Genomic DNA, 13487 nt, shown 5'->3' with positions numbered 1-13487 from the left:
CGGGGCGTGCGGCCGGGGCGGGTGAAGACGGGAGCGCGCCCACGGGGCCGAGGGGTGGCACGGGCCGGTACCGGGAGGCCTGCGCCTCCGAACGCGGTCCGCCCGGAAGAGGATCAGAAGACGATCAGAAGGCGATCCGCACCTTCAGGGCCGAGCGGTCGTCCATCGCGCGGTAGCCGTCCGGGACGCCGTCCAGACCGACGGTGCGGTCGAAGACCAGGCCCGGCTCGATGGCGCCGGAGAGCACGTCCGGCAGCAGCTCGGGGATGTACGCGCGGGCCGGGGCGACGCCGCCGTTCAGCGAAACGTTTCGGCCGAACATCTGACCGATGTCGACGCCCGCGCTGCCGCCGTGCGGCACCCCGACGTACCCGACCGCACCGCCGTCCCGGGCGATCGAGATGGCCGTCCGCATCGACTCCTCGGTGCCGACCGCCTCCAGCACCGCGTGCGCGCCCTGACCGCCGGTCAGCTCCTTGACCGCCTCGATCGCGGCCTCGCCTCGCTCCGCCACCACGTCCGTCGCCCCGAAGCGACGGGCCAGCTCGGTGCGGGCGGTGTGCCGGCCCAGGGCGATGATCCGGCCCGCACCCAGCCGGTGCGCCGCCAGCACGCCGCACAGGCCCACCGCGCCGTCGCCGACCACCGCGACCGTCGCGCCCGGCCGCACCCGCGCCGAGACCGCCGCGTGGTGCCCGGTGGACATCACGTCGGACAGCGCCAGCAGCCCGGGCAGCAGCTTCTCGTCGCCCGCCGCCTCCTTCGGCAGCTTCACCAGCGTGCCGTCCGCGAACGGCACCCGCACCGCCTCGCCCTGGCCGCCGTCCGAGCCGACCTGGCCCCAGAACCCGCCGTGCGGGCAGGAGGTCTGGAGGCCTTCGAGACAGAAGTCACACGTCCCGTCCGACCAGACGAACGGCGCCACCACCAGGTCGCCCTTGGCGAAGCCGCGCACCTCGGCGCCGGCCTCCTCGACCACGCCCAGGAACTCGTGCCCGATCCGCTGCCCGGCCACCCGCTGCGCCACGCCGCGGTAGGCCCACAGGTCGCTGCCGCAGATGCAGGCGTTCACCACCCGGAGCACCACGTCCGTGGGCTGCTGGATCACCGGGTCCGGGACGTCTTCGATCCGGATGTCGTTGGGGCCGTGGATCACGGTGGCACGCATGCGCTGTTCCTTAGCTGGACGGTCTCGACCAGGTGTACGACACCCCCGCCGACCACTCTATTCCGGACGCCCGGTCGGAACATTCCGACCGGAGTCACCCGCCCGGCCCCTTATCCTGTTGGACCATGCAACCGATCCAGCCCGAGACGTACGGAGCGCCGCGGACCGCACCGGTCCCCGCGCAGCGCTCCGCCGCCCCCGCCCAGGGCTTCGCGGTCGTCGACGTCGAGACCACCGGTCTCGGCCGCTCGGACCGCGTCATCTCGGCGGGCGTCTACCAGCTGGACCCGGACGGCGAGGTCGTCGACCACTGGTACACCCTGGTCAACCCCCAGCGGGACCCGGGGCCGGTCTGGATCCACGGCCTCACCGCCGAACTGCTCGCCACCGCCCCGACCTTCCCGCAGATCGCCGACGAGTTCGCCGCCCGTCTGGAGAACCGCGTCCTGGTCGCGCACAACGCGCTCTTCGACTGGAACATGATCTCCCGCGAGTTCTCCCGGGCCGGCCTGCGCGCCCCGGTCGAGCAGCGGCTGTGCACCATGGTCCTCTCCCGCGACCTGCGCCTGCCGCTGCCCAACGGCAAGCTGTCCTCGCTCGCCGCCCACTTCGGCGTCCGGCAGCGCCACGCCCACAACGCGCTGGACGACGCCCGGGTGCTCGCCGAGGCGTTCCGCCCCAGCCTCCACCTGGCCCGCGACGGCGGTGTGCCGCTGCCGCTCCAGAACTGCGTCGCGGTCACCGACCTCGGCGAGGAGGAGCCGGCCGCCCCCGGCCGCAGCACCTGGACCGGCGCCACCTACCGCCAGGCCAAGAAGCGCCCGCCCTGCCCGTACCCCAACCCGGGGCGCTGGGAGGACGGCAAGCCGCTGGTCCAGGGCATGCGGGTGGCCATCACCGGGGACACCGCCACCGACCGCGAGGTCCTGGAGGACCGCGCGGTCGAGGCCGGCCTGCACATCGCCACCTCGGTGAGCCGCCTCACCAGCCTGCTGGTCACCAACGAGCCGGACAGCTGGAGCGGCAAGGCCCGCAAGGCCCGCGAGGTCGGCACCCCCGTGGTGGGCGAGGACGCCTTCCTCCAGCTGCTGCGCGAGGTCGCCCCGCACCCCGGTGCGTGAGCCGGTTGTGAGGTCGGCGTACCGTTCCCATGTGTACCGTTTTCTGCTGACCCGCCAGTGGCTGATCACCATGCTGGTCGCACTGCTACTGATCCCCGCGACGATCAAGCTGGGCTTCTGGCAGCTGCACCGCCACGAGGCCCGGGTGGCCCGGAACGAGCTGATCGGCCAGGCCCTCACGGCCGCGCCGGTCCCCGTCGACACCCTGTCGCCGACCCCCGGCTTCGCGGTCCCCAAGGACCTCACCTGGCGCGCGGCGACGGCCACCGGTCAGTACGACCCGGCACACGAGTTCGTGGTCCGCAAGCGGACCGACTCCAGCGGGGACACCATCGGCTACTTCGTCGTGACCCCGTTCAAGCTCTCGGACGGCAAGGGCACCGTGCTGGTCAACCGCGGCTGGGTCGCCTCCGGCGCCACCGCCACCGAGTACCCGCCCGTCCCGGCCGCCCCGGCCGGCGAGGTCTCCCTCACCGGCCGCCTGCGCGCCGAGGAGACCTACGGCGCCAGCGGCATCAAGGCCCGCAGCGGCCTGCCCGACCGGCAGTTCAACCTGATCAACGTCGACGAGCAGACCAGGCTGACCGGCGCCGCCCTCCTCGGCGGCTACCTCGAGCTCACCGGCACCACCCCGGCCCCGGCCGAGCAGCCCGAGCTGATCCCCGAGCCCAACCACTCCGACATCGGCCCGCACATGGCCTACGCGATCCAGTGGTGGCTGTTCACCGCGATGATCCCGGTCGGCGTCTGGATCCTCGTCCGCCGCGAGGCCAAGGACCGCGCCAAGCAGGCCGCCGAGGCCGAGGTCCCGCTCGACGCCGTCCCCGCCTAGGGACGGACCGGCGTCCCGCTAGAGCACGTCCTCCAGCTCCCGCAGCAGCCGCGCCTTCGCCCGCGCCCCCACCACCGACCGCACCGGCTGCCCGTCCCGGAACACCATCAGCGTCGGCATCGACAGCACCCCGTACGCCGCCTGGGTCCGCGGGTTGTGGTCCACGTCCAGGCTCACCACCCGCAGCCGGTGCGCCTCCTCCCGCGCGATGTCCGTCAGCACCGGCGCCATCATCCGGCACGGCGGGCACCAGTCCGCCGTGAAGTCCACCAGCACCGGCCCCTCGGCCGCCAGCACCTCCGCGGCGAAGGTCTCGTCCGTCACCGCCGGTACACCCGCGATCCGCACCATCGTCTACTCCTTCGTCAGTTCACACCGTGGTGATTGCTCGGCGGCGGCGAGGTCGTCCCGCGCCCGCACCGCCCGCTCGAACTGCCCGGCCACCCGCGCCCGCGCGTCCTGCAGCCGCGCGATGCAGTCGTCCAGCTCGGCGAGCTTGCGCTCGTACACCTCCAGCGACGCCGGGCACGAGTCCCCCTCCGGGTGGCCGGCCCGCAGGCACTCCACGAACGGCCTGGTCTCCTCCAGCCCGAACCCGAAGTCCTGCAGCGTCCGGATCTCCCGGAGCAGCCGCAGGTCCCCCTCGTCGTACGCCCGGTACCCGTTGCCCGCCCGCCGGGCCGGCAGCAGCCCCAGCTGCTCGTAGTACCGCAACGCCCGCGTGGTCGTCCCCGCCCGCTCCGCCAACTCCCCGATCCGCATGCCGAACCCGCTCCTCCCGGCCCGCCTCCGCGCGCCGCCGCACCGACGGTAGACCTTGACACCCACGTCAACGCCAGCGGCCGGGGCCCAGTGCCCGTGCCGGTGCCGGTGAGTCGGCCCCCTCCCGTCACCCCGGCCCCACGGCACCCTGCAGGATGTCCCCATGGATCTCGGACTGAAGAACAAGGCCTACGTCGTCACCGGCGCCACCCGCGGCCTCGGGTTCGCCGCCGCGCGGGAGCTCGCCGCCGACGGCGCCCGCGTGCTGGTGAGCGGCCGGAGCGAGGAGGCCGTGGCCGCGGCCGTCGCCGAACTGGACGCCCTGGCGGGCCCCGGCGCCGCGCACGGCCTGGTCGCGGACAACTCCGACCCCGGCACCGCCGAGCGGCTGGTCGCGACGGCCACCGAGCGGTTCGGCCGGCTCGACGGCGTCCTGATCAGCGTGGGCGGCCCCCAGGCCGGGCCGGTCGAAACCACTCCCGAGGACGCCTGGCGCGACGCCTTCGAATCGGTGTTCCTCGGCGCCCTGCGCATCGCCCGCACGGCCGCCGCGGCCCTCGGCGACGGCGGCGTGATCGGCTTCGTGCTCTCCAGCTCGGTCCGCCAGCCGATCCCCGGCCTGGGCATCTCCAACGGCCTGCGCCCGGGCCTCGCCATGGCCGCCAAGGCCCTCGCCGACGAGCTCGGCCCGCGCGGCATCCGGGTGGTCGGCCTGCTCCCGGCCCGGATCGACACCGACCGGGTCCGCGAGCTCGACGGCCTCGCCGCCGACCCCGAGGCCGCCCGCGCCCAGGCCAGCGCCGGCATCCCGCTCGGCCGCTACGGCACCCCCGAGGAGTTCGGCAAGGTCGCCGCCTTCCTGCTCTCCCCCGCCGCCTCGTACCTGACCGGCCTCATGGTCCCCGTCGACGGCGGCGCCCTGCGCACCCTCTGAGGCCGATCCGGCTACTCCACCCTGGACTGCCGCCGCCCCCGCCGCCCCCGCCGTCCGTGCCGGGGCTCGGCGGGGGCCGCCTGGAGGACCCGGATCCGCAGCTCGGCCGGCAGCGCCGGCAGTCGCAGGCTCCCGCAGGCGTCCGCCCGGGGCCCGTCCTCGAAGTGCTCCACCAGTGCCGCCGGGTCCCCGCCCGGCCGCAACCGCACCGCCCCGCGCAGCCGCGGATGCCCCGGTGCCCGCACCAGCCGCACCCCGGCCCGCTCGACCTCCGGCAGCACCACCGTCCCGCTCTCCATCGCCTCCTCCAACGCCCGCGCGCCGACCCGCAGTCGGAGCCCGCTCACCCCCGGCGTCGGCACCGCGATGCTCGACAGCCCGCTGCGCCTCAGCTGCGCCAGCAGCCACCACGCCGTCCCCGCCACCAGGACGGCCAGCCCGCCGATCACCGTCGGCCACCACCAGGCCGACGCCACCCACCGCTCCCGCGAACGCGTGCTCACCACCGGCTGGTCGGGCGAGGTGAGCGGCCACCACTCCGGCGGGTGCACCCCCAGCCGCCGGTACAGGTCCAGCCCGCCCGCCAGCACCAGCACCCCGGCCCCCAGCAGCACCGCCCCCACCACCCCCAGCAGCACCCGGTTGACGACCGTCCTGCTCACCCGGCCGCCCCCGCACCGCCGGCCGTCCCGGCACCGGCATCGGCGCTCTCGGCACCCGCGGCGCCCCGCGCCGTCCGCACGTCCAGCCGCGGCGGCCGCGCCAGCCCCACCCGCCCCAGCTCGTCCCTCAGCTGCCGCTGCACCAGCGCCGGGTCCGCCGGCCCCGTCAGCGAGATCCGGACCCGCCGTCGCCCGACCCGGATCCGCAGGTGGTCGATGCCGTCCAGCCCCGCCGCCCGGTCCGCCAGCAGGTGCCCGACCCCGGCCCGGTCGACGGCCGCGGTCGTTCCCCCGTACGGCCGCAGCACCAGCCACCGCCGCAGCCCGGGCGCGACGGCCAGCCACAGCAGCCACCCGCCGAGCAGGGTGGCCGCTCCGGCACCCACCAGCACGGCCAGGTCGTCGAGGTGCCGGGTCGCCAGCTCGTCCGCGATCTGCGCCCGCCACCGCCGGGCCGGCTGCCCGACCCGCACCGCGACCACGTCGTACAGCAGCGCCCCCGCCACCACCAGCACCCCGGTCGCCACCAGCGCCGCCGCGGCCGTACGGGGCGCCCGCAGCCGCCTCACCCGCTCCCGCCGGCCCTCCGGCGCCGCCTCCCGCGCACCCTCCGCCCCGGGATCCTCCTCGCTCACCGGGTACCCCCCGTCACCAGCTTCTCGACCACGACGACCACGTCCGACACCCTGGCCCCGGTCAGCGCCGCCACCCGTTCGGCGATCCGCGCCCGCACCGCCGTGGCCAGCGCCGCGACGTCCGAGGGGAACGGCAGCTCCAGCGCCACCCGGACCGTCACCGTGCTCCCCGGTACGGCCACCGAGACGTGCGGCGGCGCGCCCTTCGCCCGCCCGGCCGGCCAGGCCTCGGCCAGCACCTCCCGGGCGGCCCGGGCCGCGATCCGGGCGTACACCCGGTCGGCGATCCGCAGCCGCCCCCGACGCCCCGGCACGGAGGCCGAACCGGAGACCGCGCCGGAGGCCCGGGCCGGAACCGAAGCGGGGCCCGCCATCAGCGGCGCCGCTCGCGGCCGCGGAGCAGGTCCCCGAGGTCGCCCAACTCGATGTCGCCCTCCAGCAGGCGTCCGATCACGAAGCCGACCAGCCCGAGCGCGGCCACCAGCAGGAAGGCCGCGAACCCGCCGAAGTACCCGGCGAAGCCGAGGGCCATGCCCACCACCAGGCCGACGATGGCCAGGTTCATCCGCTACTCCCTCGTCTCCCGCTACCCGTCGGACCCGGACCCCCGCCCCCCGAACGCGCTACTTGAGCTTCGGCCGCTGCCCGGCCGCCGCCACCGGCTCCTCTTCCTCCTCGAACTCCGGTTCGTCCGGGAGGTGGACGTCGTTGACGGCGATGTTGACCTCGACGACCTCCAGGCCGGTCATCCGCTCGACCGCGTTGATGATGTTCTCCCGCACCTGGCGGGCGAGTTCGGGGATGACCACGCCGTACTCGACCACCAGGGCGATGTCGATCGCGGTCTGCTTCTCCCCGACCTCGGCCTTGATGCCCCGTCCGACGCTGGGCTTGCCGCCGGGCACCCGGTCCCGCATCGCGCCGAAGGTCCGGGCGAGCCCGGAGCCGAGCGCGTGGATCCCGGTGACCTCGCGGGCCGCCATCCCGGCGATCTTCTCCACCACGCCGACGGCCAGGACGGTGCGGCCGCGCTCCCCCACCGGCCTGGCAGCGCCGCCGGCACCCGGCGGACCGGGGGGCGGGGTGCTGCTGCCGGTGTGCTTGTGCATGGTCGCGGGCGTCGGAGTGTCAGGCATGGGCGCGTCTCCCGTCGTGCGGCTCCAGCTATATCGCAAACCTCCCCAACTCTGGCATTCCGCCACGATCCCCGCCCGCCGAGCACCGACGGCCCGCCCCCGGGCAGCCGAAAGGGCCCGGCCCCGGGGAGTTCCCCCGGGGCCGGGCCCCGCGTCGTCGCCGTACGGTCAGTCGCCGATCCCGGCGAGCTCCCGCAGCCGGCGGGCCTGCGCCGCCCGTTCGGCCGAACGCTGCTCGTCGAAGGAGCGCCCGGAGGCCCCCTGCAGCAGGGCCTTGGTCTCGATCACCGCCCCGCGCGGAGCGGCCAGCAGGGCCGCCGCGAGGTCGCGGGCGGCGGCGTCCAGCTCCTCGCCCGGCACCGCCAGGTTGGCCAGCCCGATCGCGGCGGCCTCCTCGGCGCCCACCCAGCGGCCGGTCGCGCAGATCTCCAGCGCCCGCGCGTAGCCGACGAGGTCGGTGAGCGGCTTGGTGCCGGCCAGGTCCGGGACGAGGCCCAGCGAGGTCTCCTTCATCGCGAACTGGACGTCCTCGGCGACCACCCGCAGGTCGCAGCCGAGGGCCAGCTGGAAGCCCGCGCCGACGGCGTGGCCCTGGACCACCGCGATGGAGATCAGGTCCGGCCGGCGCCACCACGTGAAGGCCTCCTGGTACGAGGCGATGGCCTCGTCCAGCTCCTGGTCGGTGGAGGCGGCGAGCTGGAGGAAGGTGGGCTCGCCGGGGATGCCCTCGGGGGTGAACATGGCCCGGTCCAGCCCGGCGGAGAAGGAGACCCCCTCCGCGCGCAGCAGCACCACCCGGACGCTGCCGGGCAGTTCGCGGCCCGCGGCGGCGAGGGCGCGCCAGAGCGCGGGCGACTGGGCGTTGCGCCGCTTCGGCTGGCACAGGGTGACGACGGCGAGCTCGCCGTCGATCTCCAGGCGGACGCCGTCCCGCTCCCAGCTCGGGGCCTGCGGGTCGGTGGCGGGAGCGGTCATACGGGGACCTCCGGTGGCGAGGGACTTGGCTACCGGAGAGTAACAAAACTCGGCGCGCCAGGGCAGGGGCCCGGCCGGGAAAGATCGACGGGGCCGCGGTGCTCGACGGCGGGCCGAGACGAAGGGAAAACGGAGAACGGCGAGCGAAAGGAATTTCGAACGGAGCCGAAATAAGGGAACGGGAAACATCCCGGAACCGACGACCGCCGGACATGACGATCGGCGGCCGGTCCACACGATCCGAGGGCGGACACCCAGCTGGATTTCAGCTGTCGTCTCCTCGGCCGGCGCCCTGCCGCCGCGTCATCCAGCCAATAGCCGACGGACCGTCAGGAACCAGCTCCGGCGGTCGCCTTGTTCTTGCCCCGCGTGGCACCGCCGCGGCCCCGGAGGATCACTCCGGACTCGCTCAGCATCCGGTGCACGAAGCCGTACGAACGACCGGTCTCCTCCGCGAGAGCGCGAATGCTCGCCCCGGAGTCGTACTTCTTCTTGAGATCGGCCGCGAGCTTCTCACGCGCGGCACCGGTCACCCGGCTGCCCTTTTTCAGAGTCTCGGCCACCCGTGCCTCCTCGTAGCGTTGCTCGGTCAGATTCCCATGATCACCCATCCACCGCGTCCTGGCCACCCATTCGACAAGGTCCATGTCGCAAATGCGTGGTCCATCGGTGGTGATCCGAGCGCATCGGGGCGCTCACGCAGCGTGCACGCCCCCGGGCGCATACCGCCGCACGCCGAGAAAGGGCTGATCAGCAGCGTCGGCCCGACCACGATCGAGTGGCGGGCCGACGGAAAGTCCTTAAACGGAATCCGGGTCTACTTCATTCCCGGACACGCCGAAAGGACTAGATATTCTCGTCCGAAAAGCGGATCTCGCGTCTACTTCCGGTCAGGCCAGCGAGACCAGATCGGCGTAGGACGGGTTCCACAGGTCCTCCACCCCGTCGGGCAGCAGGATGATCCGCTCCGGGTCGAGCGCTTCCACCGCCCCCTCGTCGTGGGTGACCAGCACGACGGCCCCGGAGAACTCGCGCAGCGCGCCCAGGATCTCCTCGCGGCTGGCCGGGTCGAGGTTGTTGGTGGGCTCGTCCAGCAGCAGCACGTTGGCGGAGGAGACCACCAGGGTGGCCAGCGCCAGACGGGTCTTCTCACCACCGGAGAGCACCCCGGCCGGCTTGTCCACGTCGTCGCCGGAGAACAGGAAGGAGCCGAGGATCTTGCGGATCTGCACCAGGTCGGTGTCCGGCGCCGCCGAGCGCATGTTCTCCAGCACGCTGCGGTCCGGGTCCAGGGTCTCGTGCTCCTGGGCGTAGTAGCCGATCTTCAGGCCGTGGCCCGGGATCACCTCGCCGGTGTCCGGCTGCTCCACGCCCGCCAGCATCCGCAGCAGGGTGGTCTTGCCGGCGCCGTTGAAGCCCAGCACGACGACCCGGGAGCCCCGGTCGATCGCCAGGTCGACGTCGGTGAAGATCTCCAGCGAGCCGTACGACTTGGACAGGCCGCTGGCGGTCAGCGGCGTCTTGCCGCAGGGGGCCGGCTCGGGGAAGCGCAGCTTGGCGACCTTGTCGCTCTGGCGCACCTGCTCCAGCCCGGAGAGCAGCTTGTCGGCGCGGCGGGCCATGTTCTGCGCGGCCACCGTCTTGGTCGCCTTGGCGCGCATCTTGTCGGCCTGGGCGTTGAGGGTCGCGGCCTTCTTCTCGGCGTTGGCCCGCTCGCGCTTGCGGCGCTTCTCGTCGTCCTCGCGCTGCTGCTGATACTGCTTCCAGCCCATGTTGTAGACGTCGATGCAGGAGCGGTTGGCGTCCAGGTAGAAGACCTTGTTGACGACCGTCTCGACCAGGTCGACGTCGTGCGAGATGACGATGAAGCCGCCCTTGTAGGTCTTCAGGAAGTCCCGCAGCCAGACGATCGAGTCCGCGTCGAGGTGGTTGGTGGGCTCGTCGAGCAGCAGCACGTCGGAGTCCGAGAAGAGGATCCGGGCCAGCTCGACGCGGCGGCGCTGACCACCGGAGAGGGTGTGCAGCGGCTGGCCGAGGATGCGGTCCGGCAGGCCCAGCGCGGCGGCGATGGTGGCGGCCTCGGCCTCGGCGGCGTACCCGCCCTTGGTCAGGAACTCGGTCTCCAGCCGGGCGTACTTCTTCATCGCGTTGTCCCGGGTGGCGCCCTTGCCGTTGGCCATCCGGTCCTCGTTCTCGCGCATCTTCTTGAGCACGGTGTCGAGGCCGCGGGCGGACAGGATGCGGTCCTTGGCGAGGACGTCCAGGTCACCGGTGCGCGGGTCCTGCGGAAGGTAGCCGACCTCGCCCGAACGGGTGACGGTACCGGCGGCCGGCAGGCCCTCGCCGGCCAGCACCTTGGTGAGCGTGGTCTTGCCGGCGCCGTTGCGGCCGACCAGGCCGATCCGGTCGCCGGCGGCGACCTTGAAGCTCGCAGACTCGATCAGGATCCGGGCACCGGCACGCAGTTCGAGGGCGTTGGCGGAAATCATGGCTGGGGACTACTCCTGGGACGTGGGCGGGCGGCCGGGTGGGACGGACCCGGGGCCGGGTTGGCGTGAGGGGGGCTTCATCGGCGGTCGGCGCGGCCCTCGCGGCGCCGCCGCCCGCTATTGCCCGGAGAAGATAGCCATGGCGGCAAGTCTACCGGGCCCCGTACCGCCCCCGGGGAAGTACCGTCCGGGGGTATCGACCGGCCCTCCGGCGTCCGGAGCGGAGGCCGTCGTCCAGGGGCCCGCCCGGGTTACCGCGGCTGCGCGGCCGGCTGCTCCCCCGCCGGGGCTCCGGCGTCCGGAGCGGCTCCCGCACCCGGGTCGGTGCCCGCGGCCGCCGGCTCGCCCGCCGCCGGGTCCGCCGCGCAGCCGCCCTGCGGACGGACCGCCGCGAACGGCGCGACCACGCTGCCGCAGGCCGTCTCGGGCGCGGCCGCCTTGGTGTCGAAGACCCTGGGCGGGACGATCGGGCCGTCGGTGATCTCCACCCGGGTGCGGTCCAGCACCTTGACCGTGGCGGCCGGGCCGGTGCTCATCGCCCAGCCGTTGCTGTCCAGCCGGTAGCCGGTGATGCCGCCGGAGACGGCCTGCCCGCCGCTGTTGGAGCAGGTGCGCGGGATGAGCACCGCGTAGTCGGTGTGGACGGCGCGCAGCGGGTCGTAGACGCAGCCGTTGGACGGCTTGTCGTTGTAGCGCAGGTCGCCGTCGGCGTCCCGCAGGCCCATGGTCAGGTTCGGCGTCACCAGCGCCAGCCAGGGCGAGCCGTCCCGCTGGACGGTGTGCAGCGCGGCCGCGGCCCGCTGCTTCGCGAGCTGCTTGCGCTGGGCGTCGGTCCGCTTGTCGGCGCCGGGCTCGCCGTCGCCGCGCAGCCAGTCGGCCAGGCCGGGCACCGCCCGGTGCCAGCGCACCTCGTGGTCGCCGGGGCGCACCGAGGTGACCATGCCGTCGTCCCAGACCACGATCGCGTTGTCGCCGGCCATCGCCAGGTGGAGCGCCTCGGCGCCCTCGCGGCGGTAGGACCAGGCCTGCTCGCCGGTCTGTTTGTGGAAGGCCTCCAGACCCGGGCCCACCCGCAGGTCGAGGTCGGCCGAGCCGAGCGACTCGGAGTTCACCGGCGTCGCGCCCGCGTCGCCCGGTCCCGCGACCCGGTCGCCGAACGGCACCGGCTTGTTCGCGTGCGCCGCCGCCCCGGCCGCAAGGACCAGCACCACCGCCGAGGCAGGCAGGATCGAGCGGGGGGTCAGTACACGCAGCGGCTTCCAGGACACGGCCGGAGCGTACCTTTCACCGGGCACGCGAGTCAGCCCGGTTCCGTCGGCGGTACGCCCCGCCGGGCGTCCGCCCGGCGCCGCGCGCCCTCCCCGCACGTCCACCCGCCCACCTGCGCCGTCGGGCCTCCGGCGCGTTCCGCCGGGTGCGCCGGAGCGGGCCCGGCGCGCCCGGCGGGACCGTTACAGATCTGATACCTGGCCGCCGGTCGCCGCCCGTTGCGTCAGACGGCGTTCGATTGGCGCCCACTTTAGGGTGACATTCGGCTTTTTCGTCCCCCTTCGGGCCTACTGTCGGCGAGCGGGGCGTCACGGTCCGTCCACGCCGAGACCGTGCGCCCCGCTCACGCGACGTCCCGGAGGAGAGCACCCATGCGAATCGGCCGCCTGACGCTGGCCGCCGCCACCCTGCTGCTGATGGCCACGGCCAGCGTCCCGGCGGGGACGCCGTTCAGCCAGACCGAACGGCACACCCTCTCCTCGGACGCGATCGAGCCGCGCGGCGCGGCTCCCCGCCCGCCGGTCCAGCGCCCGAGCCACGAGCCGCCGTTCGGCGCCTTCGTCGGCTCCTGGGACGACTACATCCCGCAGATCCGCCGGTACGCCCAGTGGCTGGGCGACGCCAACCTGCAGGTCGGCCACACCTACCTGGCGGGCAACGGCTGGAGCGACATCGAGGGCGAGCCGATGGTGCTCGGCCTGTGGTCGCAGTGGCGGCAGGCCGATCCGTCCCGGCTGCTGGTGCTCGGCGTGCCGATGCTGGTCCCCAGCGAGGCGGAGGTGTCGGACGGTGAGGTCGCCCGACTGCTCGCCCAGGGGGCGCGCGGGGACTTCGACGGGCACTTCCTCAAGCTCGCGCGCCGACTGGTCGCGATGGGCGGCGCGGACACCGTGCTCACGCTCGGCTGGGAGATGAACGGCACCACCTACACCCACCGCTGCAAGCCCGACCCGTCCGCGTGGAAGACGTACTGGCGGCGGATCGTCGGGGTGATGCGCTCGGTGCCCGGGCAGCGCTTCCGCTTCGACTTCGCCCCCAGCCGGGGCCTGGACGCCATCCCGTGGACCAAGTGCTACCCCGGCGACGACGTCGTCGACATCATCGGCATGGACACCTACGACCAGCCGGCCGGCGGCACCTTCGACGACTACGTGCGCGAGCCGTACGGCCTCCAGGACCAGGTGGAGTTCGCCGCCAAGCGCGGCAAGCCGGTCTCGTACCCGGAGTGGGGGCTGTTCCGCAACGGCGACAACCCCGAGTACGTGCAGCGGATGGTCGAGTGGATCCGCACCCACGACACCGCCTACCAGACCGTCACCGACTACTGTCCGCACGGCTTCTTCCAGTGCGAACGCAACCCCCGCTCGGCGGCGGCGTTCAGGCAGCTGATGTCCGGGTCGAAGGGGGCGCCGGCGCCGGCGGACGCGCCGGTGGCGCCCGCCACCTCCCCGGCGGCGACGGAGCCGCCCACCCCGGCGGGCCCGGCCGACCCGCCGGAGTCGCC

The 13487-nt window shown here is 74.1% G+C and carries 16 protein-coding genes; 4 read left to right on the top strand and 12 right to left on the bottom strand.

The annotated features are described in order from the left end of the window. Nucleotides 1–124: 124 nt before the first annotated feature. Entirely contained in the window at nucleotides 125–1168 is a 1044-nt protein-coding gene (locus ABZW03_RS25915) for a zinc-dependent alcohol dehydrogenase family protein (RefSeq protein ID WP_355262848.1), read from the bottom strand. 125 nt (nucleotides 1169–1293) lie between these two features. Here ABZW03_RS25915 and ABZW03_RS25910 point away from each other — a divergent pair, with 125 nt between their 5' ends. Together ABZW03_RS25910 and ABZW03_RS25905 are read left to right on the top strand one after the other, a co-directional pair. Then, on the top strand, nucleotides 1294–2289 hold the full coding sequence (locus ABZW03_RS25910) for a DEDDh family exonuclease (protein ID WP_355262845.1): 996 nt from the start codon (nucleotides 1294–1296) through the stop codon (nucleotides 2287–2289). 31 nt (nucleotides 2290–2320) lie between these two features. Continuing rightward, the gene (locus ABZW03_RS25905) at nucleotides 2321–3121 is read left to right on the top strand and encodes an SURF1 family protein (RefSeq protein ID WP_355262842.1); all 801 of its coding nucleotides are present in this window, start codon (nucleotides 2321–2323) and stop codon (nucleotides 3119–3121) included. Between the two features lie 18 nt (nucleotides 3122–3139). Here the strand turns inward: ABZW03_RS25905 and trxA are convergent, their stop codons facing one another. Together trxA and ABZW03_RS25895 are read right to left on the bottom strand one after the other, a co-directional pair. Then, on the bottom strand, nucleotides 3140–3472 hold the full coding sequence (gene trxA, locus ABZW03_RS25900) for a thioredoxin (RefSeq protein ID WP_355262839.1): 333 nt from the start codon (nucleotides 3470–3472) through the stop codon (nucleotides 3140–3142). A gap of 3 nt (nucleotides 3473–3475) precedes the next feature. Further along, complete coding sequence (locus tag ABZW03_RS25895; protein WP_355262837.1) at nucleotides 3476–3883, bottom strand: MerR family transcriptional regulator; 408 nt, start codon at nucleotides 3881–3883, stop codon at nucleotides 3476–3478. Between the two features lie 163 nt (nucleotides 3884–4046). On the opposite strand from ABZW03_RS25895, the gene ABZW03_RS25890 reads away from it, so the two are divergent. Next, nucleotides 4047–4817: an SDR family oxidoreductase gene (locus tag ABZW03_RS25890; RefSeq protein ID WP_355262834.1), complete on the top strand. Its 771-nt coding sequence runs from the start codon at nucleotides 4047–4049 to the stop codon at nucleotides 4815–4817. Between the two features lie 11 nt (nucleotides 4818–4828). On the opposite strand, the gene ABZW03_RS25885 is transcribed toward ABZW03_RS25890, so the two are convergent. The 9 genes from ABZW03_RS25885 to ABZW03_RS25845 all read right to left on the bottom strand — a co-directional run bounded on the left by ABZW03_RS25885 (nucleotide 4829) and on the right by ABZW03_RS25845 (nucleotide 11982). Further along, nucleotides 4829–5479, bottom strand: coding sequence for an alkaline shock response membrane anchor protein AmaP (locus tag ABZW03_RS25885; RefSeq protein WP_355262831.1), 651 nt, complete (start codon nucleotides 5477–5479; stop codon nucleotides 4829–4831). Next, nucleotides 5476–6114 carry a DUF6286 domain-containing protein gene (locus tag ABZW03_RS25880; RefSeq protein WP_355262828.1) on the bottom strand — a complete coding sequence of 213 codons (639 nt, stop codon included), beginning with the start codon at nucleotides 6112–6114 and terminating at the stop codon, nucleotides 5476–5478. Before ABZW03_RS25880 ends, ABZW03_RS25885 begins: the two co-directional genes overlap by 4 nt. After that, nucleotides 6111–6488: a hypothetical protein gene (locus tag ABZW03_RS25875; protein ID WP_355262825.1), complete on the bottom strand. Its 378-nt coding sequence runs from the start codon at nucleotides 6486–6488 to the stop codon at nucleotides 6111–6113. The genes ABZW03_RS25880 and ABZW03_RS25875 overlap by 4 nt, the downstream gene beginning before the upstream one ends. Further along, nucleotides 6488–6679: a hypothetical protein gene (locus tag ABZW03_RS25870; RefSeq protein WP_355262823.1), complete on the bottom strand. Its 192-nt coding sequence runs from the start codon at nucleotides 6677–6679 to the stop codon at nucleotides 6488–6490. Before ABZW03_RS25870 ends, ABZW03_RS25875 begins: the two co-directional genes overlap by 1 nt. A gap of 58 nt (nucleotides 6680–6737) precedes the next feature. Next, nucleotides 6738–7223 (bottom strand): Asp23/Gls24 family envelope stress response protein, encoded by a 486-nt coding sequence (locus ABZW03_RS25865; protein WP_355262850.1) that lies wholly within the window; start codon nucleotides 7221–7223, stop codon nucleotides 6738–6740. A gap of 195 nt (nucleotides 7224–7418) precedes the next feature. Then, nucleotides 7419–8225, bottom strand: a complete 807-nt coding sequence (locus ABZW03_RS25860) for an enoyl-CoA hydratase/isomerase family protein (RefSeq protein ID WP_355262820.1) — start codon at nucleotides 8223–8225, stop codon at nucleotides 7419–7421. 329 nt (nucleotides 8226–8554) lie between these two features. Next, nucleotides 8555–8788, bottom strand: coding sequence for a helix-turn-helix domain-containing protein (locus ABZW03_RS25855; RefSeq protein WP_030059940.1), 234 nt, complete (start codon nucleotides 8786–8788; stop codon nucleotides 8555–8557). 327 nt (nucleotides 8789–9115) lie between these two features. Further along, nucleotides 9116–10714: an ABC-F family ATP-binding cassette domain-containing protein gene (locus ABZW03_RS25850; protein WP_355262816.1), complete on the bottom strand. Its 1599-nt coding sequence runs from the start codon at nucleotides 10712–10714 to the stop codon at nucleotides 9116–9118. Between the two features lie 251 nt (nucleotides 10715–10965). After that, nucleotides 10966–11982, bottom strand: coding sequence for a hypothetical protein (locus tag ABZW03_RS25845; RefSeq protein WP_355262814.1), 1017 nt, complete (start codon nucleotides 11980–11982; stop codon nucleotides 10966–10968). Between the two features lie 372 nt (nucleotides 11983–12354). Between ABZW03_RS25845 and ABZW03_RS25840 the strand changes: the two genes are divergently transcribed. Continuing rightward, nucleotides 12355–13487: glycosyl hydrolase (locus ABZW03_RS25840; protein ID WP_355262811.1), on the top strand; the 1133-nt coding region annotated here is incomplete at its 3' end.

It is taken from the genome of Kitasatospora sp. NPDC004799, from assembly GCF_040609095.1.
Taxonomy (GTDB): Bacteria; Actinomycetota; Actinomycetes; order Streptomycetales; family Streptomycetaceae; genus Kitasatospora.
This window is presented reverse-complemented; position numbering and strand designations above follow the sequence as displayed.

What these genes read in the sequence shown, in the direction of transcription:
- ABZW03_RS25915 (WP_355262848.1), bottom strand. Translation starts at nt 1,168, where the DNA reads ATGCGTGCCACCGTGATCCACGGCCCCAACGACATCCGGATCGAAGAC.
- ABZW03_RS25910 (WP_355262845.1), top strand. Translation starts at nt 1,294, where the DNA reads ATGCAACCGATCCAGCCCGAGACGTACGGAGCGCCGCGGACCGCACCG.
- trxA (WP_355262839.1), bottom strand. Translation starts at nt 3,472, where the DNA reads ATGGTGCGGATCGCGGGTGTACCGGCGGTGACGGACGAGACCTTCGCC.
- ABZW03_RS25895 (WP_355262837.1), bottom strand. Translation starts at nt 3,883, where the DNA reads ATGCGGATCGGGGAGTTGGCGGAGCGGGCGGGGACGACCACGCGGGCG.
- ABZW03_RS25890 (WP_355262834.1), top strand. Translation starts at nt 4,047, where the DNA reads ATGGATCTCGGACTGAAGAACAAGGCCTACGTCGTCACCGGCGCCACC.
- ABZW03_RS25875 (WP_355262825.1), bottom strand. Translation starts at nt 6,488, where the DNA reads ATGGCGGGCCCCGCTTCGGTTCCGGCCCGGGCCTCCGGCGCGGTCTCC.
- ABZW03_RS25870 (WP_355262823.1), bottom strand. Translation starts at nt 6,679, where the DNA reads ATGAACCTGGCCATCGTCGGCCTGGTGGTGGGCATGGCCCTCGGCTTC.
- ABZW03_RS25865 (WP_355262850.1), bottom strand. Translation starts at nt 7,223, where the DNA reads ATGCACAAGCACACCGGCAGCAGCACCCCGCCCCCCGGTCCGCCGGGT.
- ABZW03_RS25860 (WP_355262820.1), bottom strand. Translation starts at nt 8,225, where the DNA reads ATGACCGCTCCCGCCACCGACCCGCAGGCCCCGAGCTGGGAGCGGGAC.
- ABZW03_RS25850 (WP_355262816.1), bottom strand. Translation starts at nt 10,714, where the DNA reads ATGATTTCCGCCAACGCCCTCGAACTGCGTGCCGGTGCCCGGATCCTG.